This window comes from Pseudomonas sp. St29 (assembly GCF_001547915.1).
Taxonomy (GTDB): Bacteria; Pseudomonadota; Gammaproteobacteria; order Pseudomonadales; family Pseudomonadaceae; genus Aquipseudomonas.
In genome coordinates, this window is sequence record NZ_AP014628.1 from 1907603 (window position 1) to 1930414 (window position 22812).

A 22812-nucleotide genomic window follows, 5' to 3' on the forward strand; every position below is an offset into this window, starting at 1 on the left:
GGTCATTTGGCGTTGGTGTAGATCTGGTCGAAGATCCCGCCGTCGTTGAAGTGGGTCTTCTGCACGCTGCGCCAGTCGCCGAAGGTCTTCTCCACCGAGAGGAAGTCGACTTTCGGGAAGCGGTCGGTGTACTTGGCCAGCACCTTCGGGTCCCGTGGGCGCAGGTAGTTGTTGGCGGCGATTTCCTGGCCTTCCGGCGACCACAGGTACTTCAGGTATTCCTCGGCCGCGGCGCGGGTGCCTTTCTTCTCCACCACCTTGTCCACCACCGATACCGGCGGCTCGGCTTCGGCGGACACGCTCGGGTAGATCACCTCGAACTGATCGCGGCCGAATTCGCGGGCGATCATTTCCGCTTCGTTCTCGAAGGTCACCAGCACGTCGCCGATCTGGTTGGTCATGAAGGTGGTGGTGGCGGCGCGGCCACCGGTGTCCAGTACCGGCGCCTGCTTGAACAGCTTGCCGACGAAGTCCTTGGCCTTGTTCTCGTCGCCGCCGTTCTTCAGCACATAACCCCAGGCCGAGAGGTAGGTGTAGCGGCCGTTACCCGAGGTCTTGGGGTTGGGCACAATCACTTGCACGCCATCCTTGAGCAGGTCCGGCCAGTCCTTCAGGGCCTTGGGGTTGCCCTTGCGCACGATGAACACGGTGGCCGAGGTGAAGGGCGCGCTGTTGTCCGGCAGGCGCGTCACCCAGTTGTCCGGCACCAGTTTGCCGTTGTCCGCCAGGGCGTTGATGTCGGTCGCCATGTTCATGGTGATGACATCCGCCGGCAGGCCGTCGATCACCGAGCGCGCCTGTTTGCTGGAGCCGCCGAAGGACATCTGCAGGGTGATGTTCTCGTTGTGCTCGGCTTTCCAGTGTTTCTGGAAGGCGGCGTTGTAGTCCTTGTAGAAGTCGCGCATCACGTCGTAGGACACGTTGAGCAGGGTCGGTGCGGCCTGGGCGACGCTGCCCAGGGCCAGGCCGGCCGCCAGAAGCGAAGCGCTGAAGAGTTTTTTCACTGCACATTCCTTTTGTTCGAGAGTGAAGGCAATTTGCCGCCGACTATAGCCGGGGCGCTATATCTCTTTAAAGATTAAAAAGAACTTTGCTTATTCCAGTTTTTTGAACAGCGCGTTACCGCAGCGCGAGCAGAAGGCCGCGGACGGTTCGTGGCTGTTCTTGCGGCACACCGGACAGTCATGCTTGAGCTGTTCGCCACGCATGGCGCTGGCCAGTTCCGCGGTGAAGATCCCGGTGGGCACGGCGATGATCGAGTAACCGGTGATCATCACCATGGACGAGATCATCTGGCCGATCACGGTCTTGGGCACGATGTCGCCATAACCCACGGTGGTCAGGGTGACGATGGCCCAGTAGATGCCCTTGGGGATGCTGGTGAAGCCATGCTCCGGGCCTTCGACCACGTACATCAGGGTGCCGAACACCGTGACCAGGGTGCAGACGCTGAGCAGGAACACCAGGATCTTCTGCTTGCTGCCGCGCAGGGCGTCCAGCAGGTAATGGGCCTGTTTCAGGTAGGGCGCCAGCTTGAGCACCCGGAAGATCCGCAGCATGCGGATGATGCGGATGATCAGCAGGTACTGGGCGTCGCTGTAGTACAGGGCGAGGATGCCGGGGACGATCGCCAGCAGGTCCACCAAGCCATAGAAACTGAAGGCGTAGCGCAGCGGCTTGGGCGAGCAGTACAGGCGCAGGCCGTACTCGATGGCGAAGATCAGGGTGAAGCCCCATTCGATGCAGGCCAGGACGTTGGCGTAGTTGCTGTGTACCTCGTCGATGCTGTCGAGGATCACGATCACCAGGCTTGCGAGGATGATCAGCAGCAGGGCGGTGTCGAAGCGCCTTCCAGCCACCGTATCGGTCTGGAAGATCATCACGTAGAGGCGCTGGCGCCAGTTGTCGCTATTACCCATGGAAGTCGCCTGAATCAAAGATCAGCGCAGCCTAGGGGGAGAGGCCGGGGGAGCGCAAGGTGTGTTGTCCCGGGGTGTGCGATCCAGGATCCGGGTGGCGGCATGCACCAGCCAGCAGGCGATGACGAAGGGCGCGGTGAGGGGGGCAAGGCCCAGGCTGACGATCCCGGGGGTGATCAGCAGTGCCAGCGATATCCCCGCCAGGGGGCGCCACGGAGCACGGGCCTGCTGGCCCAGGGCCAGGGCCGCCAGCGCGCTGTTGTAGCCGGCCAGGCCCAACAGGGCCTGGCCCTGTTGCTGCTGCCACAGTGCCAGGGCCAGGCCGCAGGCCGAGCCGACCAGGGCCCAGATCGCCGCCCGGCGATTGGCCAGCAGCAGTCCGAGGAGTATCAGCAGTCCGGCCAGCGGCTGGCCGAGAAACATGATCTGGCCCAGGCCCTGGAGCAGGCCGCCCAGCAGGCTCGACAGCGACAGCTCGGGCACTGCCGGGGGGAGGGGCGCCTGGGGTTGCATCAGGCTCAGCAACAGCCAGCCAAGGCCGACGAAGGGCGCGGTATAGGCCGGCAGGCTGCGCGGCTGGCGAGCGCGCTTGAGCCATTGCTGGGTGAGGATCGCGCTGGGGCCGGCGGCGGCGATGATCAGCGGCGGCAGCAGCACCGACCAGGGCAGGTACAGGCTCAGCAGCAGACCCAGGAGCACACCGTTGTAGCTGAAGAGCCCGGCTTGCCGGTCGGCCTTGGCGTAGCCCCGGCGTTGTGCCGTGAGCAGTCCGGCCAGGGCGCCAAGCAGGGCGCCCCCGAGTTGGGCCGGGGCGCCGATCAGGATCGCCAGCAGGCACAACAGGCCGCACAGCGGATGGCGCAGGAGGAAAATCTGACTGAAACCGTTGAGCAAGGCAGTGGCCCAGTCGGGGCAGAAGGCGTTGAAAGACTGTGCAGGCATGGTGGAAATCGATGGATGCGGCGACTACCGCGTGCAGCGTTCGCTCCGAGTGGCCGCCTCTTCGGGCGGCTTCCTGCAGGTCGAGTGCGCTGCGGCGGCAGTGGCGGCGGGTCAGAGAAGGGTTTCGACACGCAGGGAGTTGGTGGTCCCCGGCTGGCCGAACGGCACACCGGTGGTGATCACCACGGTATCGCCGCGCTTGGCCAGGCCCTGGGCCTGGGCGATTTCCAGGGCCGTGGCACACACCTCGTCCACCTGGCGCAGGCGGTCATTGACCACCGAGTGCACGCCCCAGGTCAGGGTCAGGCGGCGCGCGGTGGCCAAGTTCGGCGTCAGGTTGAGGATGGGCACCGATGGCCGTTCCCGGGCGGCACGCAGGGTCGAGCTGCCCGATTCGCTGTAGTTCACCAGCACCGCCACCGGCAGGATGCTGCACACCCGGCGGATCGCACAGCTGATGGCGTCGGACACCGTCGCCTCGGCCTGGGGCCGGCTGACATCCAGTTGGGTCTGGTAGTCGGGACCGCTCTCCACCTGGCGGATGATCTTGCCCATCATCTGCACCGCTTCCAGCGGGTACTCGCCGGAGGCGGTTTCCGCCGACAGCATCACCGCATCGGCGCCTTCGGCCACGGCGTTGGCCACGTCGGTGACCTCGGCCCGGGTCGGCGCGGGCGAAAAGCGCATCGATTCCAGCATCTGGGTGGCCACCACCACGGGTTTGCCCAGCTGGCGGCAGGTGCCGATGATGGTTTTCTGGATCTGCGGCACGCTTTCCGCCGGCACCTCCACCCCCAGGTCGCCCCTGGCCACCATGATCGCGTCGCTCAGTTCGGCGATTTCCCGTAGTTGAGTCACCGCTGAAGGCTTTTCGATCTTGGCCATCAGGTAGGCCTTGTCGCCGATCAGCGTGCGGGCTTCACGGATGTCTTCCGGGCGCTGCACGAAGGACAGCGCCACCCAGTCCACCCCCAGCTCCAGGCCGAAGCTCAGGTCGCGGCGGTCCTTGGCGGTCAGTGGGCTGAGGTCGAGCACGGCCTGGGGCACGTTGACGCCCTTGCGGTCCGACAGCTCGCCGCCATTGAGCACGGTGGTCTCGATGGCGTCGGCGTGCTTGGCGATGACCCGCAGGCGCAGCTTGCCGTCGTCCAGCAGCAGGTCCATGCCCGGCTCCAGCGCGGCGATGATTTCCGGGTGCGGCAGGCTGACCCGCTCGGCGTTGCCCGGGGTCGGGTCGAGGTCCAGGCGCAGCGCCTGACCCCGCACCAGTTGCACCTTGCCTTCGGCGAAGGTGCCGACCCGCAGTTTCGGTCCCTGCAGGTCCATGAGGATGCCCAGGGGATAGTTCAGTTCGCGTTCGATCTGGCGAATCCACTCATAGCGCTGCGCATGATCGGCGTGGCTGCCGTGGCTGAAGTTGAGCCGGAAGATGTTGACTCCGGCCTGCACCAGTTCACGGATGTCCTCGATGCCGTCGATGGCCGGACCCAGGGTGGCGAGGATTTTGACCTTTTTGTCAGGCGTCATGTTTGGGGCTCTCGAGAATCAGGATGGCGCGGAAGTCGTTGACGTTGGTGCGGGTCGGCTCGGTGACGATCAGGTCGCCCAGCGCGGCGAAGTAGCCGTAGCCATTGTTGTTGTCCAGCTCGTCGCTGGCGCTCAGGTCCAGGGCTGCGGCGCGGGCGTAGCTGTCCGGGGTCATGATGGCCCCGGCGTTGTCTTCGGAGCCGTCGATGCCGTCGGTATCACCGGCCAGGGCGTAGATGCCCGGGTAGCCCTTGAGGCTGTCGGTAAGGCTTAGGAGGAACTCGGCATTGCGTCCGCCACGGCCATTGCCGCGCACGGTGACCGTGGTTTCGCCGCCGGAGAGGATCACACAGGGCGCCGCCAGCGGCTGGCCGTGCAAGGCCACCTGGCGGGCGATGCCGGCGTGAACCTTGGCCACCTCGCGGGATTCGCCCTCCAGGTCGCCGAGGATCAGTGGGCTGTAGCCGGCCTGGCGGGCTTTCACCGCGGCGGCTTCCAGGGATTGCTGGGGCCTTGCGATCAGCTGGAAGTGGCTGCGCTCCAGGCACGGGTCGCCGGGCTTGACGGTTTCCGACTCGGGGCTCTGCAACCAGCTGCGCACGGCCGCCGGGACGTCGATGTCGTAGCGCTTGAGAATCGCCAGGGCCTCGGCCGAGGTGCTCGGGTCGGCCACTGTCGGGCCGGAGGCAATGACTGTCGCCAGATCGCCGGGTACATCGGATATCGCGTAGGTGTAGACCGTGGCCGGCCAACAGGCCTTGGCCAGTCGGCCGCCCTTGATCGCCGAGAGGTGCTTGCGCACGCAGTTCATCTCGCCGATGGTGGCGCCGGACTTGAGCAGGGCCTTGTTGATGGCTTGCTTGTCCGCCAGGGTGATGCCGGCGGCGGGCAGGGCCAGCAGGGCCGAACCGCCACCGGACAGCAGGAAGATCACCCGGTCCTGTTCCGACAGGTTGCTGACCAGCTCCAGCACCCGCTTGGCCACGGCCAGGCCGGCGGCGTCGGGCACCGGGTGGGCGGCCTCGACCACTTCGATCCTGGTGCAGGGGGCGCCGTGGCCGTAGCGGGTAACCACCAGCCCGCTGACTTCGCCCTGCCAACTGTGCTCCACCACCTGGGCCATGGCCGCCGCGGCCTTGCCGGCACCGATGACGATCACTCGACCGCTGCGGTCGCTGGGGAGATGGGCTTGCAGTACCTGTTGCGGATGGGCGGCGTCGATGGCTGTGGCGAACAGCTCACGAAGGAATTGTTGCGGATCGACCGACATGGCGGGCTCCCGGATTTCTTGTTATGGGGGGCTTGAAGCGGGTGTAGCCGCCACCTCAGGTGGCGACAAGGTCGGCAGGGCCGGTCCCTGGCCCGCCGTGAGGCGTGACCTGCGAACCTTGGTACAGCCTGGGGCAGCGGCTACATAGGGGGTTATTTTTTCTCGCGGATCGAGAAGTTGGCCATGTGTTCCAGGCCCTTGATCAGCGCCGAGTGGTCCCAGTTGGCGCCACCGATGGCGCTGCAGGTGCTGAACACTTGCTGGGTACCGGCGGTGTTGGGCAGGTTGATGCCCAGCTCGCGGGCGCCGCTGAGGGCCAGGTTCAGGTCCTTCTGGTGCAGGTTGATGCGGAAGCCCGGATCGAAGGTGCCCTTGATCATCCGCTCGCCGTGCACTTCGAGGATCTTCGAGGAGGCGAAGCCGCCCATCAGTGCTTCGCGCACCTTGGCCGGGTCGGCGCCGTTCTTTGCGGCGAACAGCAGCGCTTCGGCCACCGCCTGGATATTCAGGGCGACGATGATCTGGTTGGCCACCTTGGCGGTCTGGCCGTCACCGTTGCCGCCGACCAGGGTGATGTTCTTGCCCATGCTCTGGAACAGCGGCAGGGCGCGTTCGAAGGCCTGGCTGTCGCCGCCGACCATGATGCTCAGGGTCGCGGCCTTGGCCCCGACTTCGCCGCCGGACACCGGGGCGTCCAGGTACTGTGCGCCTTTCTCGTTGATCTTGGCGGCGAAGGCCTTGGTCGCGGTGGGGGAGATGGAGCTCATGTCGATGACGATCTTGCCCTTGCCGATCCCGGCGGCAACGCCGTCGGCACGCAGCAGCACGTCTTCGACCTGGGGCGTATCGGGCACCATGATGATGACGAATTCGGCTTCCTGGGCCACTTCCCGGGGCGAGGCCAGGGCCACGGCGCCGGCGGCGATCAGGTCGGCCGGGGCCTTGCCGTGGTGTTCCGAGAGCAGCAGCGAGTGACCGGCTTTCTGCAGGTTGGCGGCCATGGGGTGACCCATGATGCCGGTGCCGATAAATCCGATTTTAGCCATGATAAAAATCCTCTATTCAACGGGGCCTTGCAGGAGCTGGCTGGCCAGCGCAGGTGGCCGCAAGGGCGCTGCAAGGCTTGCGGGCCTGTTCGCCGGCAAGCCGGCTCCTACGCAGGTCCAGGTTCAGATTGCGTTGTGGGTTTTCAGCCAGCCAAGGCCGGCCTCGGTGGTGGTCAGCGGCTTGTACTCGCAGCCGACCCAGCCCTGGTAGCCGATGCGGTCCAGGTGCTCGAAAAGGAAGCGATAGTTGATCTCGCCGGTGCCGGGTTCGTTGCGTCCAGGGTTGTCTGCCAGCTGGATGTGGTTGATCTGGCTCAGATGGCTGGCCATGGTCCGGGCCAGGTCGCCCTCCATGATTTGCATGTGGTAGATGTCGTACTGCAGGTACAGGTTGGCGCTGCCCACCTGTTCGCGGATCGACAGGGCCTGGGCGGTGTTGTTGAGGTAGAAGCCGGGAATGTCGCGGGTGTTGATGGCCTCCATCACCAGCTTGATGCCCACCGCCTGCAGCTTGTCGGCGGCGTACTTGAGGTTGGCGACGAAGGTCTTTTCCAGCAGGGCTTCATCGGCGCCTTGTGGGCGGATGCCCGCCAGGCAGTTGACCTGGGTGTTGCCCAGGACCTGGGCGTAGGCGATGGCCAGGTCGACGCCGGCACGGAACTCCTCGACCCGATCGGGCAGGCAGGCGATACCGCGCTCACCCTTGGCCCAGTCACCGGCCGGCAGGTTGAACAGCACCTGGGTCAGGCCGTGGGCATCGAGTTGCGCCTTGATTTCGGCGGAGCTGAATTCGTAGGGAAACAGGTATTCGACGCCGCTGAAGCCGGCATCGGCGGCGGCCTTGAAGCGGGCGAGGAAGTCCTGTTCGGTGAACAGCATGGACAGGTTGGCGGCAAAACGCGGCATGGTGGTCTCCTGTGAAGCGGTGAAGCCTGTGGCGGGCGCCAAGGTGGCAGTCGGGCTGCCCCGGCGACCTCTCTGGACAAGAGGGCGCACGGGGCAATCCCGGCAGGTTCGGTGAACCCGATGACAGCCTGTGGCAGCGGCTCCAGGGGTTAGTCGAGCAGGGAAATCGCGGTAGGGGCGTCGTTGCCCACCAGCGCCAGGTCTTCGAACTCGTTGACCGCGTTGATCTCGGTGCCCATGGAAATGTTGGTCACCCGCTCCAGGATGATTTCCACCACCACCGGCACCTTGTAGGTCTGGAGCATTTCCTGGGCCTGGCGCAGGGCCGGCTGGATGTCCTTGGGTTCGAACACCCGCAGGGCCTTGCAACCCAGGCCTTCGGCGACCGCCACGTGGTCGACGCCGTAGCCGTTGAGTTCCGGCGCGTTGAGGTTGTCGAAGGACAGCTGCACGCAGTAGTCCATGTCGAAGCCGCGCTGGGCCTGACGGATCAGCCCCAGGTAGGAGTTGTTCACCACCACATGGATGTAGGGCAGGTTGAACTGGGCGCCTACCGCCAGCTCTTCGATCATGAACTGGAAGTCGTAGTCGCCGGACAGCGCCACCACCTGGCGATTCGGGTCGGCCTTGACCACGCCCAGGGCCGCGGGAATGGTCCAGCCCAGCGGGCCGGCCTGGCCGCAGTTGATCCAGTGGCGCGGCTTGTAGACGTGGAGGAACTGCGCGCCGGCAATCTGCGACAGGCCGATGGTGCTGACGTAGCAGGTGTCCTTGCCGAATACCTGGTTCATCTCTTCGTACACGCGCTGCGGCTTGACCGGCACGTTGTCGAAGTGGGTCTTGCGGTGCAGGCTGGCCTTGCGCTGCTGGCAGTCATGCAGCCAGGCGCTGCGGTCCTTGAGCTTGCCGGCGGTCTGCCACTCGCGGGCCACTTCCAGGAGCACGGTCAGGGCGCTGCCGGCGTCGGAGACGATGCCCAGGTCCGGGGTGAATACCCGGCCGATCTGGGTTGGCTCGATGTCCACGTGGATGAACTTGCGGCCTTCGGTGTAGACGTCCACCGAGCCGGTGTGGCGGTTGGCCCAGCGGTTGCCGATGCCCAGCACGGCGTCGGACTTGAGCAGGGTGGCGTTGCCGTAGCGATGGGAGGTCTGCAGGCCGACCATGCCCACCATCTGCGGGTGATCGTCGGGGATGCTGCCCCAGCCCATCAGGGTCGGGATCACCGGAATGCCGGTCAGCTCGGCGAACTCCACCAGCAGCTCGCTGGCATCGGCGTTGATCACGCCGCCACCGGCCACCAGCAACGGACGCTCGGCCTGGTCCAGCAGGGCCAGGGCTTTCTCGGCCTGGACTCGGGTCGCGCTTGGCTTGGCCAGGGGCAGGGGCTGGTAGGCGTCGATGTCGAACTCGATTTCCGCCATCTGCACGTCGAACGGCAGGTCGATCAGTACCGGGCCGGGGCGGCCGGAGCGCATTTCGTAGAAGGCTTTCTGGAAGGCGTAGGGCACCTGGCCCGGCTCCAGCACAGTGGTGGCCCACTTGGTCACCGGCTTGACGATGCTGGTGATGTCCACTGCCTGGAAGTCTTCCTTGTGCAGGCGGGCCCGGGGGGCCTGGCCGGTGATGCAGAGAATCGGGATCGAGTCGGCCGAGGCGCTGTACAGGCCGGTGACCATGTCGGTGCCGGCCGGGCCGGAGGTGCCGATGCACACGCCGATGTTGCCGGCCTTGGTGCGGGTGTAGCCCTCGGCCATGTGCGAGGCGCCTTCAACGTGGCGGGCGAGGACGTGATCGATGCCGCCGACCTTCTGCAGCGCGGAATACAGCGGGTTGATGGCGGCACCCGGGATGCCAAAAGCGGTATCGACCCCTTCGCGGCGCATCACCAGAACGGCGGCTTCGATTGCTCTCATTTTGCTCATGGTTTTGTGCCTCTTACGTTTTGTAATTGTATACAAGTGGCTTTCCGCAAAGTGTATTCACGGCGAGCGACGCAGGTCAATTGATTTTCTTGAACTACAGTTGCTTTTGCGCAAGCCCCGATAAACCGGCGTCCATTTGTCGCACGTACCGACTTTTGCGATTTATTGTATACAAAATACAAATCCATTGTGTTCTATTTGTCGTATCGGACTTCTCCTACAAGAAGCTTCCCTCGGGCTTTCTCAATAACAAGATAAGGACGGCACCCATGAGCGCTTTAACCTTGAAAGTCGCAGTCAACCTGGCCAATCAGGCCATCAGTGCGGGGCGCCAGATCAGCGCGGCGCCCCTGACCATCGCCGTGTTGGACGCCGGCGGCCATCTGGTGACCCTGCAACGCGAGGACGGCGCGAGCTTACTGCGTCCGCAGATCGCCATCGGCAAGGCCTGGGGCGCGATTGCCCTGGGCAAGGGGTCGCGCCTGCTGGCCCTGGACGCGCAGCAGCGCCCGGCGTTCATCGGTGCGTTGAATGGCCTGGGGCAGGGCAGCGTGGTGCCGGCACCGGGCGGGGTGCTGATTCGGGATCAGGCGGGGGCGGTGATTGGGGCGATCGGCATCAGTGGCGATACCTCGGACATCGACGAGCAATGCGCCATCAGCGCGATCGAAGCTCAGGGCCTGGCGGCGGACGCCGGCGTCAGCGCGTAGTCCTCAACCTTGCGGGCCCGGCCCCGGCCTGTAGCCGCTGCCGAGCCCGCGAGGCTGCGAAAAGGTCCGCAGGACCTTGCTGGTGTCTTGATATTTCTGCGCGCAGTTTGCAGCAACAACAGAAATGCACGGGAAGGGGCACAAACGCGATCAGCGATCCGGTTCGCAGCCCTTGAGCACCAGGCGGATGATGGTCTGCGCCGCGGCCTCGTAGTCTTCTTCGGTGAGCTTGGCCTTGCCGGTGACCACCGAGATCTGCCAGTCGAAGTCGGCGTAGGTCTGGGTCGCGGCCCAGATGCTGAACATCAGGTGGTTGGGGTCGAGCGGGGCGATCAGGCCGCGATCAATCCAGGTCTGGATGCATTCGATGTTGTGCTTGGCCTGGGCGTTGAGCTGTTCCACCTGCTCCGGGCTCAGGTGCGGCGCGCCATGCATGATTTCGCTGGCGAACACTTTGGAGGCGAACGGCAGGTCGCGGGAGATGCGGATTTTCGAGCGGATGTAGCCGCTGAGCACTTCGCTGGGCACGCCATCGGCATTGAACGGCGTGGAGGCCTGGAGAATCGGTTCGATGATGCTTTCCAGCACCTCGCGATAGAGGTTTTCCTTGGACTTGAAGTAGTAGTAGACGTTGGGTTTGGGCAATCCGGCCTTGGCGGCGATGTCGCTGGTCTTGGTCGCGGCAAAGCCCTTGTCGGCAAACTCTTCGCTGGCGGCCCGCAGGATCAGTTCTTTATTGCGCTCGCGGATGGTGCTCATAAACCGGGGGATTCCTTGCCTGTTCGGGCGGTTGCGCATGGTAGCACCGGCTTTGCGAGAGGCTCAAGAATGCCGGGTAGGGCCCGCTTTTCCTGCTTGCGCGCGCTCGCTGCATGGTCGGTGGCGCGGTATGCTGCGCGCCTCATTTTCATGCAGGAAGCCTGGCCCATGGCAGGAAGCAGTTTGCTGGTATTGATCGACGACATCGCTGCGGTACTCGATGACGTGGCCTTGATGACCAAGATGGCGGCGAAGAAGACCGCCGGCGTATTGGGCGACGATCTGGCACTTAACGCTCAGCAGGTTTCCGGGGTGCGCGCCGAGCGGGAACTCCCCGTGGTCTGGGCAGTGGCCAAGGGCTCGTTTCGCAACAAGTTGATCCTGGTGCCGGCGGCCCTGGCCATCAGTGCCCTGGCGCCCTGGCTGGTCACGCCGTTGTTGATGGTCGGTGGTGCCTACCTGTGTTTCGAAGGCTTCGAGAAGCTGGCGCACAAGTACCTGCCCCACGGCGACGATGCGGCCGAACATGAGCAGACCTTACAGGCGCTGGCAGACCCTCAGGTGGATCTGGTGGCCTTTGAGAAGGACAAGATCAAGGGCGCGATCCGTACCGATTTCATCCTCTCCGCAGAAATCATCGCCATCACCCTGGGTACGGTGGCGGGTGCTTCCCTGAGCCAGCAGGTGGTGGTGCTGTCGGGGATTGCGATCGTCATGACCATTGGTGTCTATGGCCTGGTGGGCGGCATCGTCAAGCTGGACGACCTGGGACTGTGGCTGGCGCAGAAGCCCGGCGCCCTGGCCAGGGGCATCGGCGGCGCTATTCTGCGGGCAGCGCCCTGGATGATGAAGAGCCTGTCGGTGATCGGCACGGCGGCGATGTTCATGGTCGGCGGCGGCATCCTCACCCACGGCGTGCCTGCCGTGCATCATCTGATCGAAGGTCTGGCCCAGCGCAGCGCCGGGTTCATCGGCGGCGCCTCGGTGATCATGCCGACCCTGCTCAATGCGGTGGCCGGGATTATTGCTGGCGCAGTGGTGCTGCTGGCCGTGAGCCTGATTGGCAAGGGCTGGCGTGCGCTGCGCGGCTGAGGCCTGACTCACCCCGTGGCTGTTATGACAGCCGGCGGCTTGGCGTAGAGCGATTGATGGCGCCCGCGATGCCCGGTGAACTGCACTTGCGTGGGTTGTGCTGTGAGGATGTGTCGCCCCGCCGGATGGCGGGGCGAGGCGGGATTACTCGGCGATCTGCAACTTGCGCGCTTCGGTGTACACGTAGCGCACTTTTTCGTACTCGAACGGCGAGTTCAGCTGGCCATAGCGGAAGCTGGTCTGGTAACGCTTGTCGACCCCGCGCAGGACCCAGATTTCCGGATGATTGCTGCTGACTTCCGAAACGTTGAGGAAGTTGATCGCCGATTCGGTGGTGTAGTCCACCGCCAGCCCCGCGGTGTCCCGCAGGTTCGACGGACCGAGGATTGGCAGCACCAGATAGGCCCCCGCGGGCACGCCATAGAAGCCCAGGGTCTGGCCGAAATCTTCGGTTTGGCGCGGCAGGCCCATCTTGGTCGCCGGGTCCCACAGGCCGGCGACACCGATGGTGGTGTTGAGCAGCAGGCGCGCGGTGGTTTCCATCGAGCGCTGGCCCTTGAACTGCAACAGGCTGTTGACCAGGTTGGGCACGTCACCGAGGTTGTTGAAGAAGTTGCTCACTCCGCTGCGCAGGAAGCCAGGTGTCACATAGCGGTAGCCGTCCACCACCGGCAGGAACACCCACTGGTCGAAGCGGTAGTTGAAGTGGTAGACCCGACGGTTCCAGGACTCCAGCGGGTCGTAGACATTCAGCGCATTGAGGGTTGAACGCTCGAATTCGCGCTGGTCCAGCCCCGGGTTGAACTTGAGCCTCTTCAACGGCTCGGTGAAGCCGTCGGGATCGGGCGTGACTGGGGTGTTGGCCTTGCTGTTGTCGGCTTGGGCATAGCCTGCGCAGAACAACGCAGCGATAAGCAGGAGATGTTTAGCCACGGAAGAACTCCAGCATGGCGTCGCTGTTGACGCGGTAGTTGAGGTTGCCGCAATGGCCGCCATGGGGGTAGACGGTCAGGCGGTCGCCAAAGGTCTTGCGCAGGAAGCCCAGGTCGCCAGGGCCGAGGATCACGTCGTCGGCGTTGTGCATCACGGCAATCTTCGGGCTGGCCTTGAGGTAGTCCTGCAGGGCGTAGAGGCTCACCTGGTCGATCAGTTGCAGCAGGCTGCCGCCGTCGGTGCGGGCGCGCCACATGGGGATCACCTGCTCGGTCAGGTAGCAGTCGAAGTCGCACTGCAGGGCGCGCTTGAGAAACGGCGTGAGGCTGGTGCCTTCGCGGATCGGGTACTTGGGCGGGGTGATCAGGCCACGACGGTTGATCAGGTCCGAGGTGAAGGCGATGTCCGCCGCCGAGAAGCGGAAGGAGGTGCCGATCAGCATCGCCATCTGTTCATTGCTCAGGTGCTGCTTGGACTGCTGGAAGTCATAGAGCAGGGCATCGTTGAGGTCGATATAGCCCTTCTGCTGGAAATAGCGGGTCAGCTTGCCCAGCACCAGTTCATAGAAGGTGGTGCTGTTGTTGATGCCCTTGACCTCGGTTTGCACCAGCTTGTCGAGGTTGGTGATCGAGGTGTAGAGGTTGACTGGCGGGTTGAGCAGCAGGACTTTCTTGAAGTTGAAGCTGCGCCGGGTCTCGTCCAGCTTGCTGACGAACGCGGCGTCCAGGGCGCCGAGGCTGTAGCCGGTGAGGTAGAACTCGGTGATCGGCAGCTTGGGGTGCTGGGCGCGCACGGCCTGCATGACCCGGTACATGTCTTCGGCGTCTTCCTGGGTCACCCCGGGGGTGGCGAAGCGCGAGGCGGCGCTGATGAAGTCGAAACTGGTGGGCGAGGACAGCTGCACCACGTGGTAGCCGGCCTTGTAGTAGAGCTTCTTCAGGTATTCGTTGAGGCTGCTGTCATAGCGCGCCCCGGTGCCGGCGATCAGGAAGATCAGCGGCGCGGCGTGATCCTGGGTGGCGATGCGGTAGGTGAGTTTCTTCACCGCCCAGAAGTTGTCCGGGAGGATGAACTCGCGTTCCGGGCGCAGGGTCAGGCTGTAGTCCGACTGGCGGATGTCCTCGTTTGCGGGCAGTTCCGGGCGCAACTCCGGCGGCGTGGTGGCGATGGTGGCTTCGAACGGGTTGGTCAGCGGGTAGCCATAGCTGGCCGGGTCGACATCGACCGCCAGCGCGGACGCACTCAGGATAAGGCCGCCAAGCAGGGCAGCGAAGCGCAAGGAACGAAGCATGACTGTATCCCTAGAAGGAAGGTGCCGAATGAGGTTTGCAGGCTATGACCACCGCGCTGCTGCCGAAGTGCCATGGGGTGGCACAAATTTCCCCTGCCGCAGGCGTGTCGAAGGTTGCTGGTAGGCGGACGATACACGTTGCCACTATTTGCTGAACAGTTATCTGTGCGTCGCCCTTGCCAAGCGTTGGTGGAGGATTATGCTGGGCGCCGTTTTGACTGTTCGGAGTGTTCCATGTCTCGCCGCTTGCCCGTGATCGTGCTGCTCATCGTCCTGCCGTTGTGGCTGGCCGCCAGTTATGGCTTGCGCTACGGCTTTATGGAGGATGCGCGCTGGGTGGGCGCCTGTGTCGAGGAGGCCGCGCGCTGGGAATGCTCGCTGCGTTCCAGCCTGGGCTGGATGATCCACTTCAAGGTGCTGGGCTGGAGCGCCCTGGGTACCGCGCTGCTGGCATTTGTCCTGCCGGGGCGCAGCGGCTGGTGGCTGGCGGTGCTGGCGTTGCTGGCCGGCATTCCGGCCCTGGCGTTGTACAACACCACCTTGGCGGTGTTCGCGGTGGTGATTGGCGCATTGCGTCTGGTGCGGGCTGCGCGATCCTGAAGTGGCGGCCGCGGGCGCAATCCAGGCGTCCCGCGGCCAACAGGCCAAGATTCAGGCGAGACGGGCCCTGAGGCTGCGCCACAGCGCGGCCACCATCAGCAGGCTGACCAGGGCCCAGCCCCAGGCCTGTTGGTTGGCCAGGCCTTCCTGGTACAGCTGGGGAGCGATGCCGGCACCCAGGATAAAGGTCAGCAGGGCAATTTCGCGGCGCGGGACGCGGACCGGGCGGCACAGGTAGACCAGCGCCGGCAGCACCAGGGCCGCGCTGGGGAAGCTGCGGTAGCGTGGGTCGAACACCAGTTCCAGCATCATGACTGCAGCGGCGAAGCCCGCTGCCGCCAGAAGCCAGCCGGCCCGTTGTTCCAGGGCGTTGAAGGCCCGTTGGCGCCAGCCTTGGCGAGGGCTCAGTGTCAGTGCGGCGTGGCTCAGAACCAGCAGGTTCAGGCCCAGCAGCAAGGCGGCCCACACCCACTCCCCGGTGAAACGGCTGGTGACCCGTGCCAGTTCGGCCCAGGTGCCGATGGCGCAGGCCGCCAGCGCCCCCAGTAGCGGCAGCAGCAGTGCCGCGCGCCGGGTCCGGACCGGTCCGCCCAGCACCAGGGTGCCGAGGAAGATCACGCCGCCCACGCCCAGCCACAGCGGCCAGTAAGGCAGGTTGGAAACCGGGCCGGCGAGGATGCCCTTGTCCTGGCGATCGGCGTCGAACAGTCCCCAGTAGCCGCCCACCGCACCTTCGCTGGCGCGTTTCCAGGGTTGGTCGAAGGCTTCGATCAAGTTGTAGTGCCAGCCGTTGTGCTCTGCCAGGGCCACGAAGCCGCGAATGAACTTGGCTTCGTTGACCCGGCTCGGCACTGCGGTTTCGCGCTGGCGGCCTTCGCTGGGCCAGCCGGTTTCACCGATCAGCACGTCCTTGGGGGCGAAACGGTTGCCGAACACCTGGCGCACCTCGGCCACGTGGTTGAGGGCGGCGTCGATGTTCGATGGGTCGTCTTCCCAATAGGGCAGCAGGTGGATGGTGAGGAAGTCCACCGCCGGGGCGATTTCCGGGTGCTTGAGCCAGAACTCCCAGACGTCGGCGTAGGTCACCGGCTGCTTGACCCCGGCCTTGACCTTGAGAATCAGCCGCGCCAGTTGGGCGCCGGTGACTTCCTTGCGCAGCAGGGCTTCGTTGCCGACGATCACCGCGCTGACCACGTCCGGGTTGGCGTTGGCCGAGGCGATCAGCAGGTCGACTTCTTTTTCGGTGTCCACCGGGTTGCTGTTGACCCAGGCGCCGATCATCAGCTTCAGGCCGTGCTTGCGCGCCAGCTCGGGCAGGGCTTCGAGTCCGGTCATGGAGTAGGTGCGGATGCATTCGAACCGTGTGGCCAGCAGCGCCAGGTCGGCATCCATGCGCTCGGGGCGCAGTGCGAACGGCTGGTCGAAGGGCGACTGATCCTTGTCGAACGGCGTGTAGGACGCACATTGCAGTTTGTGGCTGGCGCTGGCGACGTCGGGCAGATGCACTGGCTGGCCAAGGCCGTACCAGTAGCCGCAAAGGGCCAGCAGGCCGATCAGGCAGGCAAACAGATAAGCAGGGAAGGGGAAGCGGGCGGAGGCGGACATGGTCAGGCCATAGCAGAACAAAGCCCGGCATCTTACCCGTATTTGTCCGGGGCTTGGTGGTCGGCATGCTGTAGCCATGCAAAGTTCGGGCGGGCCTGCGGCATGGGATCGGCGGCGGGCCGGTTAATGGCTATCTGATGTCGTTGCTGGTTGTCTTGAGGTCGCAGACAGAGCAGGTCGCGGGCGAAGGCAGGTTGATGATCGAAGCATCAGTACTCCGCTGATGATCGAACGCGTTCGCGGTGAGGCGTGATGGGGGCGCTGTGCACCATAACCATACGTTGACGTGCCTGGCAGCCGCCTGGCACTGCACTATTCGGGGAAGTAACGATGAAGATGCGACGACTCTTAGGCGCAGGTGCCGCACTGGTACTTGCCATCAGCTCCACTCTGGCCAGTGCCGACAGCAAGACCCTGAGCATCGGCTACGTCGACGGCTGGTCCGACAGTGTGGCGACCACCTATGTGGCCGCGGAGGTGATCAAGCAGAAGCTCGGTTATGACGTCAAGCTGCAAGCGGTTGCGACTGGGATCATGTGGCAGGGCGTGGCCACCGGCAAGCTCGATGCCATGCTCTCGGCCTGGTTGCCGGTGACTCATGGTGAGTACTGGGCCAAGAACAAGGACAAGGTGGTGGACTATGGCCCCAACTTCAAGGACGCCAAGATCGGTCTGATCGTGCCCGAGTACGTCAAGGCCAAGACCATCGACGACCTCAAGACCGACACCAGCTTCAAGAACAAGATCGTTGGCATCGACGCCGGGTCCGGGGTGATGCTTAAGACGGATCAGGCGATCAAGGACTACGGCCTGGACTACAAGCTGCAGGCCAGTTCCGGTGCGGCGATGATCGCCGAGCTGACACGTGCCGAGGAAAAGCAGGAGTCCATCGCCGTGACGGGCTGGGTGCCGCACTGGATGTTCGCCAAGTGGAAGCTGCGTTTCCTTGAAGACCCGAAAGGCGTCTACGGCGCTGCTGAAACCGTCAACAGCATCGGCAGCAAGGGGCTGGAGAAGAAGGCGCCGGAAGTGGCGGCGTTCCTGAAGAAGTTCCAGTGGGCGTCCAAGGATGAAATCGGCCAGGTCATGCTGGCCATTCAAGACGGCGCAAAACCGGAGGCAGCGGCCAAGGACTGGGTTGGCAAGCACCCGGAACGCGTTGCCGAGTGGACGGCTAAATAGCCGCCAGGCGTCTAGATAGAGGCTCCCGGGGCCGCCCGCTGCTTGCAGCGGGCGGCCCTTGTTTTTTTCGCGGGGAAAATTGGCGAGCTGGCTAATGTCGTTCTAATACTAAGGTCGTCTGGAACCTGCTCCATAGCCGCATAGAGTGGATGAGGGTCTGTTGACGCTTGGTGGCGAGCCGCGTTGCTGGGCCAGCTTGTGCGAGGCAAGGCGCGGGATGCTGCCAAGGGTTACTCCCTTGGCAAATCCCGCAACGCAGCCTCGCGCAAGTTGGCACGCAACCGAAGGGATGGGGTCCACTTGGTGCAGGGCTGCGTTTCTCGGAGCTTATTTGGAACAACCAAACTGCGCTCCTCGCGCCTTGCCCTGCACCAAGTGGATCACCGTCGCGGTCGTCACCAAACGCCAACAGACCCTAGGTTCCACCTAAAATCTGTGCTGCGAGGATAAAAACAATGAACGACAGCATTTACCTCTCGATTCAAAACAGCCCGCGTTTCAAGGAGCTGGTCAGCAAGCGAGAGCGGTTCGCCTGGATTCTCTCGGCGATCATGCTTGGGCTTTACTCGGGTTTCATCCTGTTGATCGCCTATGGGCCCCAGATCCTGGGCGCCAAACTCAGTCCGACGTCATCCATCACCTGGGGTATTCCCATTGGTGTCGGCTTGATTGTCTCGGCCTTCGTCCTGACGGCCATCTATGTGCGACGCGCCAACGGTGAGTTCGACGAGCTGAACAACGCGATCCTGAAGGAGGCTCAGCAATGATCCGACGTCTATTCGCAGCACTCGGTCTTGCCGCTTTCGCTCCCGCCCTCTGGGCCGCAGACGCTTTGACAGGCGAAGTCCACAAGCAACCCCTCAACGTTTCGGCGATTGCCATGTTCGTGGTGTTCGTCGGGGCTACGTTGTGCATCACCTACTGGGCCTCCAAGCGCAACAAGTCGGCTGCCGACTATTACGCGGCGGGCGGCAAGATCACCGGCTTCCAGAATGGCCTGGCGATTGCCGGTGACTACATGTCCGCGGCGTCCTTCCTGGGGATTTCCGCCCTGGTGTTCACTTCCGGCTATGACGGCCTGATCTACTCCATCGGCTTCCTGGTGGGCTGGCCGATCATTCTGTTCCTGATCGCCGAGCGCCTGCGCAACCTGGGCAAGTACACCTTTGCCGACGTGGCGTCCTACCGCCTCGGGCAGACCCAGATCCGTACCCTGTCGGCCTGCGGCTCGCTGGTGGTGGTGGCGTTCTACCTGATCGCGCAGATGGTGGGTGCCGGCAAGCTGATCCAGCTGCTGTTCGGCCTCGACTACCACGTGGCGGTGATCCTGGTGGGGATCCTGATGTGCCTGTATGTGCTGTTCGGCGGCATGCTGGCCACCACTTGGGTGCAGATCATCAAGGCGGTGCTGCTGTTGTCCGGCGCGTCCTTCATGGCGCTGATGGTGATGAAGCACGTCAACTTCGACTTCAATACCCTGTTCTCCGAGGCGATCAAGGTTCACCCCAAAGGTGAGGCGATCATGAGCCCGGGCGGCCTGGTGAAGGATCCGATCTCGGCCTTCTCCCTGGGTCTGGCGCTGATGTTCGGTACCGCCGGCCTGCCGCACATCCTCATGCGTTTCTTCACCGTGAGCGATGCCAAGGAAGCCCGCAAGAGCGTGCTCTACGCCACTGGTTTCATCGGCTACTTCTACATCCTGACCTTCATCATCGGCTTTGGCGCGATCCTGCTGGTGAGCACCAATCCGGCCTTCAAGGATGCGGCGGGTGCCTTGCTCGGCGGTAACAACATGGCGGCGGTGCACCTGGCCAATGCGGTGGGTGGCAGCGTGTTCCTCGGCTTCATCTCGGCAGTGGCCTTCGCCACCATCCTGGCGGTTGTGGCGGGTCTGACCCTGGCGGGTGCCTCGGCGGTGTCCCACGACCTGTATGCCAGCGTGATCAAGAAGGGCAAGGCCAACGAGAAGGACGAGATCCGCGTTTCCAAGATCACTACCGTGGCCTTGGGTGTGCTGGCCATCGGCCTGGGCATTCTCTTCGAAAGCCAGAACATCGCGTTCATGGTGGGCCTGGCGTTCTCCATCGCCGCCAGCTGCAACTTCCCGGTACTGCTGCTTTCCATGTACTGGAAGAAGCTCACCACCCGCGGCGCCATGGTTGGTGGCTGGCTGGGCCTGGTCAGTGCGGTGGCGCTGATGGTCCTCGGTCCAACCATCTGGGTGCAGATCCTGCATCACGAGAAGGCGATCTTCCCGTATGAGTACCCGGCGCTGTTCTCGATGATCATCGCCTTCATCGGTATCTGGTTCTTCTCCATCACTGACAAGTCGGCTTCGGCAGTCAACGAGCGGGCCCTGTTCTTCCCGCAGTTCGTGCGTTCGCAGACCGGTCTGGGTGCCAGTGGGGCGGTGTCGCACTAAGCGAGAGAGTGGCATCGGCTTCTATATAGAAGCTGCGTAATGGCGAAATGCCTCGGTCGAGAGACCGGGGCATTTTTGTGTCCGCTCGTCCTGTACTACTGGCGCGGAGTTCGGGCGCAGGGTCGTAGACGCGGGCTTGCCAGGCAAAGCGTATTTGAGGGGGGAGGGAGTGCGGGGCTCTTCACCGGCAAGCCGGCTACTGCGCTGTGTAGGCAGGGGAGGGCAGAAACAAATACGACCTCTGTTAGAGGCCGTATTCGGTGCAGCTAAGACGTGTGCGCAAGGCGGGTCTTATTTGCGGTCTTCCAGCTTGGTGATGTCGCGCGACTCGTAGCCGGTGTACAGCTGACGTGGACGGCCGATCTTGTAAGGGCTGGAGAGCATTTCTTTCCAGTGGGAGATCCAGCCGACGGTCCGCGCCAGGGCGAAGATCACGGTGAACATGCTGGTTGGAATGCCGATCGCCTTGAGGATGATCCCCGAGTAGAAGTCGACGTTCGGGTACAAGGAGCGTTCGATGAAGTACGGATCGGTCAGGGCGATCTCTTCCAGGCGCATCGCCAGTTCGAGCTGAGGATCGTTGTTGATGCCGAGCTCTTTCAGGACTTCGTCGCAGGTCTGCTTCATCACGGTGGCGCGCGGGTCGCGGTTTTTATACACGCGGTGACCGAAGCCCATGAGCTTGAACGGATCGTTCTTGTCCTTGGCCTTGGCGATGAACTTGTCGATGTTCGAGACATCGCCAATTTCGTCGAGCATGGTCAGTACAGCTTCGTTGGCACCGCCGTGGGCAGGGCCCCAGAGCGCGGCGATACCGGCAGCGATACAGGCGAACGGGTTGGCGCCCGAAGAGCCGGCCAGGCGCACGGTGGAAGTCGAGGCGTTCTGTTCGTGGTCGGCGTGGAGGATGAAGATCCGGTCCATTGCCTTGGCCAGTACCGGGCTGATCGGTTTGATCTCGCACGGGGTGTTGAACATCATGTGCAGGAAGTTTTCCGCGTACGACAGGTCGTTGCGCGGATACATCATCGGCTGGCCCATGGAGTACTTGTAAACCATCGCAGCCAGGGTCGGCATCTTGGCGACCAGGCGCACGGCGGAAATTTCGCGGTGCTGCGGGTTATTGATGTCCAGGGAGTCGTGGTAGAACGCCGACAGGGCGCCGACTACGCCACACATCACCGCCATCGGGTGAGCGTCGCGGCGGAAGCCGTTGAAGAAGCTCTTCAGCTGCTCGTGAACCATGGTGTGGTTCTTTACGGTGCTGACGAACTGAGCCTTTTGTTCGGCGGTGGGCAGTTCACCGTTGAGCAGCAGGTAGCAGGTTTCCAGATAGTCCGACTTTTCAGCCAGTTGTTCGATCGGGTAGCCGCGATGCAGCAGAATGCCGTTGTCGCCGTCGATGTAGGTGATTTTCGACTCGCAGGAGGCGGTCGACATGAAACCCGGGTCAAAAGTGAAGCGGCCCGTGGCCGTCAGGCCCCGAACATCGATTACATCGGGACCAACGGTGCCGGTTAAAATGGGCAGCTCGACGGGGGCTGCGCCCTCGATGATCAACTGCGCTTTTTTGTCAGCCATGTGGCCTCCTATTTATGCTTGAAATCATCAGACAGACCCCCCACGCAGGGCCCGCACCACTATAGTGAGATAAATCTGAATGTCAATTTGCCTAAAGTCTTGTCCCAGAAGGCTTTGGGAGGGATTTTTTAGCGAAATTCACCGCCATTTACGCCTTTTATATGGCTAACGCAATCAGCTATTAGGGGAAGGCGTTTGCGTTGTCATTAGTAGCCTAACTGTCTATACTCGGCCACCGACCTCCGTAGGCTTCTGGGCCCGCTTTATTGGGGGTCGCACTCCCTGGGTAGTGGTTACCTGACCAGTGCACTCCCCAACAACTTTGCCCTGATTGTTAGGGGCTCTTCAGTGTGAAAAAAAGCCGTGAATAGCCAACGACCTGTAAACCTAGACCTAAGGACCATCAAACTCCCCATCACCGGCGTTACGTCGTTTCTTCACCGTGTTTCCGGCATCATCCTCTTCCTGGGCATCGGCATCATGCTTTATGCATTGAGCAAATCCCTGGGTTCCGAGGAAGGCTATGCCGAGGTGAAGGCGTGCTTGACCAGTCCGCTGGCCAAATTCGTTGCATGGGGCCTCCTGTCCGCCTTGCTGTATCACTTGGTGGCCGGTGTACGCCATCTGATTATGGACATGGGCATCGGTGAGACGCTGGAAGGCGGCAAGCTGGGCTCGAAAATCGTTATCGCCGTATCCGTGGTGGTAATCGTTCTGGCGGGAGTTTGGATATGGTAACCAGCGTTACGAACCTGTCGCGTTCGGGCCTTTATGACTGGATGGCACAACGTGTGTCTGCGGTCGTTCTCGCGGCTTATTTCATTTTCCTGATCGGATACCTCGTAGCGAATCCGGGCATTGACTACACCCAGTGGCATGGCCTGTTCGCAAACAACTGGATGCGTATCTTCAGTCTGCTGGCCATGGTGGCCCTGGGCGCTCACGCCTGGGTCGGCATGTGGACCATCTCGACTGACTACCTAACGCCGATGGCGCTGGGCAAGTCGGCGACAGCAGTGCGTTTCCTTTTCCAGGCAGTATGCGGCGTCGCGATGTTCGCTTACTTCGTCTGGGGTGTGCAGATTCTCTGGGGTATCTGATT

Annotated in this window: 21 protein-coding genes; 8 read left to right on the forward strand and 13 right to left on the reverse strand. The window is 63.2% G+C overall.

The window, feature by feature from the left end; translation table 11 throughout:
- Window positions 1-2 precede the first annotated feature (2 nt).
- From PST29_RS08645 to gcl, 8 genes are all read right to left on the reverse strand, one after another.
- Entirely contained in the window at window positions 3-1004 is a 1002-nt protein-coding gene (locus tag PST29_RS08645; protein WP_060838173.1) for a sulfate ABC transporter substrate-binding protein, read from the reverse strand.
- Between the two features lie 90 nt (window positions 1005-1094).
- Window positions 1095-1919 (reverse strand): ion transporter, encoded by an 825-nt coding sequence (locus PST29_RS08650; protein WP_060838174.1) that lies wholly within the window; start codon window positions 1917-1919, stop codon window positions 1095-1097.
- Between the two features lie 21 nt (window positions 1920-1940).
- Window positions 1941-2861 carry an urea transporter gene (locus PST29_RS08655; RefSeq protein WP_060842831.1) on the reverse strand — a complete coding sequence of 307 codons (921 nt, stop codon included), beginning with the start codon at window positions 2859-2861 and terminating at the stop codon, window positions 1941-1943.
- A gap of 111 nt (window positions 2862-2972) precedes the next feature.
- Window positions 2973-4388: a pyruvate kinase gene (gene pyk / locus PST29_RS08660; RefSeq protein WP_060838176.1), complete on the reverse strand. Its 1416-nt coding sequence runs from the start codon at window positions 4386-4388 to the stop codon at window positions 2973-2975.
- Complete coding sequence (locus PST29_RS08665; RefSeq protein WP_060842832.1) at window positions 4378-5658, reverse strand: glycerate kinase type-2 family protein; 1281 nt, start codon at window positions 5656-5658, stop codon at window positions 4378-4380. Before PST29_RS08665 ends, pyk begins: the two co-directional genes overlap by 11 nt.
- Window positions 5659-5810: 152 nt before the next feature.
- Window positions 5811-6704, reverse strand: a complete 894-nt coding sequence (locus PST29_RS08670; RefSeq protein WP_060838178.1) for a 2-hydroxy-3-oxopropionate reductase — start codon at window positions 6702-6704, stop codon at window positions 5811-5813.
- Window positions 6705-6827: 123 nt separating this feature from the next.
- Complete coding sequence (gene hyi, locus PST29_RS08675) at window positions 6828-7610, reverse strand: hydroxypyruvate isomerase (protein ID WP_060838179.1); 783 nt, start codon at window positions 7608-7610, stop codon at window positions 6828-6830.
- A gap of 149 nt (window positions 7611-7759) precedes the next feature.
- Complete coding sequence (gcl, locus tag PST29_RS08680; RefSeq protein WP_060838180.1) at window positions 7760-9535, reverse strand: glyoxylate carboligase; 1776 nt, start codon at window positions 9533-9535, stop codon at window positions 7760-7762.
- Between the two features lie 269 nt (window positions 9536-9804).
- Here gcl and PST29_RS08685 point away from each other — a divergent pair, with 269 nt between their 5' ends.
- Entirely contained in the window at window positions 9805-10245 is a 441-nt protein-coding gene (locus PST29_RS08685) for a GlcG/HbpS family heme-binding protein (RefSeq protein ID WP_016968076.1), read from the forward strand.
- A 150-nt stretch (window positions 10246-10395) separates the two neighbouring features.
- Here PST29_RS08685 and PST29_RS08690 read toward each other — a convergent pair whose 3' ends face one another.
- Window positions 10396-11004, reverse strand: a complete 609-nt coding sequence (locus PST29_RS08690) for a TetR/AcrR family transcriptional regulator (RefSeq protein ID WP_060838181.1) — start codon at window positions 11002-11004, stop codon at window positions 10396-10398.
- A 168-nt stretch (window positions 11005-11172) separates the two neighbouring features.
- Between PST29_RS08690 and PST29_RS08695 the strand changes: the two genes are divergently transcribed.
- Window positions 11173-12096 (forward strand): DUF808 domain-containing protein, encoded by a 924-nt coding sequence (locus PST29_RS08695; RefSeq protein WP_060838182.1) that lies wholly within the window; start codon window positions 11173-11175, stop codon window positions 12094-12096.
- A gap of 144 nt (window positions 12097-12240) precedes the next feature.
- Here PST29_RS08695 and PST29_RS08700 read toward each other — a convergent pair whose 3' ends face one another.
- Together PST29_RS08700 and PST29_RS08705 are read right to left on the reverse strand one after the other, a co-directional pair.
- Window positions 12241-13029, reverse strand: coding sequence for an MlaA family lipoprotein (locus PST29_RS08700; RefSeq protein ID WP_060838183.1), 789 nt, complete (start codon window positions 13027-13029; stop codon window positions 12241-12243).
- Window positions 13022-14320, reverse strand: a complete 1299-nt coding sequence (locus tag PST29_RS08705) for a serine/threonine protein kinase (protein ID WP_060838184.1) — start codon at window positions 14318-14320, stop codon at window positions 13022-13024. The genes PST29_RS08700 and PST29_RS08705 overlap by 8 nt, the downstream gene beginning before the upstream one ends.
- A 234-nt stretch (window positions 14321-14554) precedes the next feature.
- Between PST29_RS08705 and PST29_RS08710 the strand changes: the two genes are divergently transcribed.
- Window positions 14555-14920: a hypothetical protein gene (locus PST29_RS08710; protein ID WP_060842833.1), complete on the forward strand. Its 366-nt coding sequence runs from the start codon at window positions 14555-14557 to the stop codon at window positions 14918-14920.
- Window positions 14921-14971: 51 nt separating this feature from the next.
- Here the strand turns inward: PST29_RS08710 and PST29_RS08715 are convergent, their stop codons facing one another.
- Complete coding sequence (locus PST29_RS08715; protein WP_060841900.1) at window positions 14972-16525, reverse strand: glycoside hydrolase family 17 protein; 1554 nt, start codon at window positions 16523-16525, stop codon at window positions 14972-14974.
- A gap of 330 nt (window positions 16526-16855) precedes the next feature.
- Between PST29_RS08715 and PST29_RS08720 the strand changes: the two genes are divergently transcribed.
- The 3 genes from PST29_RS08720 to PST29_RS08730 all read left to right on the forward strand — a co-directional run bounded on the left by PST29_RS08720 (window position 16856) and on the right by PST29_RS08730 (window position 20129).
- On the forward strand, window positions 16856-17707 hold the full coding sequence (locus tag PST29_RS08720) for a glycine betaine ABC transporter substrate-binding protein (RefSeq protein ID WP_060838186.1): 852 nt from the start codon (window positions 16856-16858) through the stop codon (window positions 17705-17707).
- 455 nt (window positions 17708-18162) lie between these two features.
- On the forward strand, window positions 18163-18474 hold the full coding sequence (locus tag PST29_RS08725; RefSeq protein ID WP_016968084.1) for a DUF485 domain-containing protein: 312 nt from the start codon (window positions 18163-18165) through the stop codon (window positions 18472-18474).
- On the forward strand, window positions 18471-20129 hold the full coding sequence (locus tag PST29_RS08730; protein WP_060838187.1) for a cation acetate symporter: 1659 nt from the start codon (window positions 18471-18473) through the stop codon (window positions 20127-20129). Before PST29_RS08725 ends, PST29_RS08730 begins: the two co-directional genes overlap by 4 nt.
- Before the next feature lie 291 nt (window positions 20130-20420).
- Here PST29_RS08730 and gltA read toward each other — a convergent pair whose 3' ends face one another.
- On the reverse strand, window positions 20421-21710 hold the full coding sequence (gltA, locus tag PST29_RS08735) for a citrate synthase (RefSeq protein ID WP_011060047.1): 1290 nt from the start codon (window positions 21708-21710) through the stop codon (window positions 20421-20423).
- 363 nt (window positions 21711-22073) lie between these two features.
- On the opposite strand from gltA, the gene sdhC reads away from it, so the two are divergent.
- Complete coding sequence (gene sdhC, locus PST29_RS08740; RefSeq protein WP_011060048.1) at window positions 22074-22448, forward strand: succinate dehydrogenase, cytochrome b556 subunit; 375 nt, start codon at window positions 22074-22076, stop codon at window positions 22446-22448.
- Window positions 22442-22810 (forward strand): succinate dehydrogenase, hydrophobic membrane anchor protein, encoded by a 369-nt coding sequence (gene sdhD / locus PST29_RS08745; RefSeq protein WP_011060049.1) that lies wholly within the window; start codon window positions 22442-22444, stop codon window positions 22808-22810. Before sdhC ends, sdhD begins: the two co-directional genes overlap by 7 nt.
- The last annotated feature ends 2 nt before the right edge of the window (window positions 22811-22812 follow it).

Bases quoted from the DNA above. Each gene is read 5' to 3' on its own strand.
- PST29_RS08650 (WP_060838174.1), bottom strand. From the start codon at position 1,919: ATGGGTAATAGCGACAACTGGCGCCAGCGCCTCTACGTGATGATCTTC.
- PST29_RS08655 (WP_060842831.1), bottom strand. From the start codon at position 2,861: ATGCCTGCACAGTCTTTCAACGCCTTCTGCCCCGACTGGGCCACTGCC.
- pyk (WP_060838176.1), bottom strand. From the start codon at position 4,388: ATGACGCCTGACAAAAAGGTCAAAATCCTCGCCACCCTGGGTCCGGCC.
- PST29_RS08665 (WP_060842832.1), bottom strand. From the start codon at position 5,658: ATGTCGGTCGATCCGCAACAATTCCTTCGTGAGCTGTTCGCCACAGCC.
- PST29_RS08670 (WP_060838178.1), bottom strand. From the start codon at position 6,704: ATGGCTAAAATCGGATTTATCGGCACCGGCATCATGGGTCACCCCATG.
- hyi (WP_060838179.1), bottom strand. From the start codon at position 7,610: ATGCCGCGTTTTGCCGCCAACCTGTCCATGCTGTTCACCGAACAGGAC.
- gcl (WP_060838180.1), bottom strand. From the start codon at position 9,535: ATGAGCAAAATGAGAGCAATCGAAGCCGCCGTTCTGGTGATGCGCCGC.
- PST29_RS08685 (WP_016968076.1), top strand. From the start codon at position 9,805: ATGAGCGCTTTAACCTTGAAAGTCGCAGTCAACCTGGCCAATCAGGCC.
- PST29_RS08690 (WP_060838181.1), bottom strand. From the start codon at position 11,004: ATGAGCACCATCCGCGAGCGCAATAAAGAACTGATCCTGCGGGCCGCC.
- PST29_RS08695 (WP_060838182.1), top strand. From the start codon at position 11,173: ATGGCAGGAAGCAGTTTGCTGGTATTGATCGACGACATCGCTGCGGTA.
- PST29_RS08705 (WP_060838184.1), bottom strand. From the start codon at position 14,320: ATGCTTCGTTCCTTGCGCTTCGCTGCCCTGCTTGGCGGCCTTATCCTG.
- PST29_RS08710 (WP_060842833.1), top strand. From the start codon at position 14,555: ATGTCTCGCCGCTTGCCCGTGATCGTGCTGCTCATCGTCCTGCCGTTG.
- PST29_RS08715 (WP_060841900.1), bottom strand. From the start codon at position 16,525: ATGTCCGCCTCCGCCCGCTTCCCCTTCCCTGCTTATCTGTTTGCCTGC.
- PST29_RS08720 (WP_060838186.1), top strand. From the start codon at position 16,856: ATGAAGATGCGACGACTCTTAGGCGCAGGTGCCGCACTGGTACTTGCC.
- PST29_RS08725 (WP_016968084.1), top strand. From the start codon at position 18,163: ATGAACGACAGCATTTACCTCTCGATTCAAAACAGCCCGCGTTTCAAG.
- PST29_RS08730 (WP_060838187.1), top strand. From the start codon at position 18,471: ATGATCCGACGTCTATTCGCAGCACTCGGTCTTGCCGCTTTCGCTCCC.
- gltA (WP_011060047.1), bottom strand. From the start codon at position 21,710: ATGGCTGACAAAAAAGCGCAGTTGATCATCGAGGGCGCAGCCCCCGTC.
- sdhD (WP_011060049.1), top strand. From the start codon at position 22,442: ATGGTAACCAGCGTTACGAACCTGTCGCGTTCGGGCCTTTATGACTGG.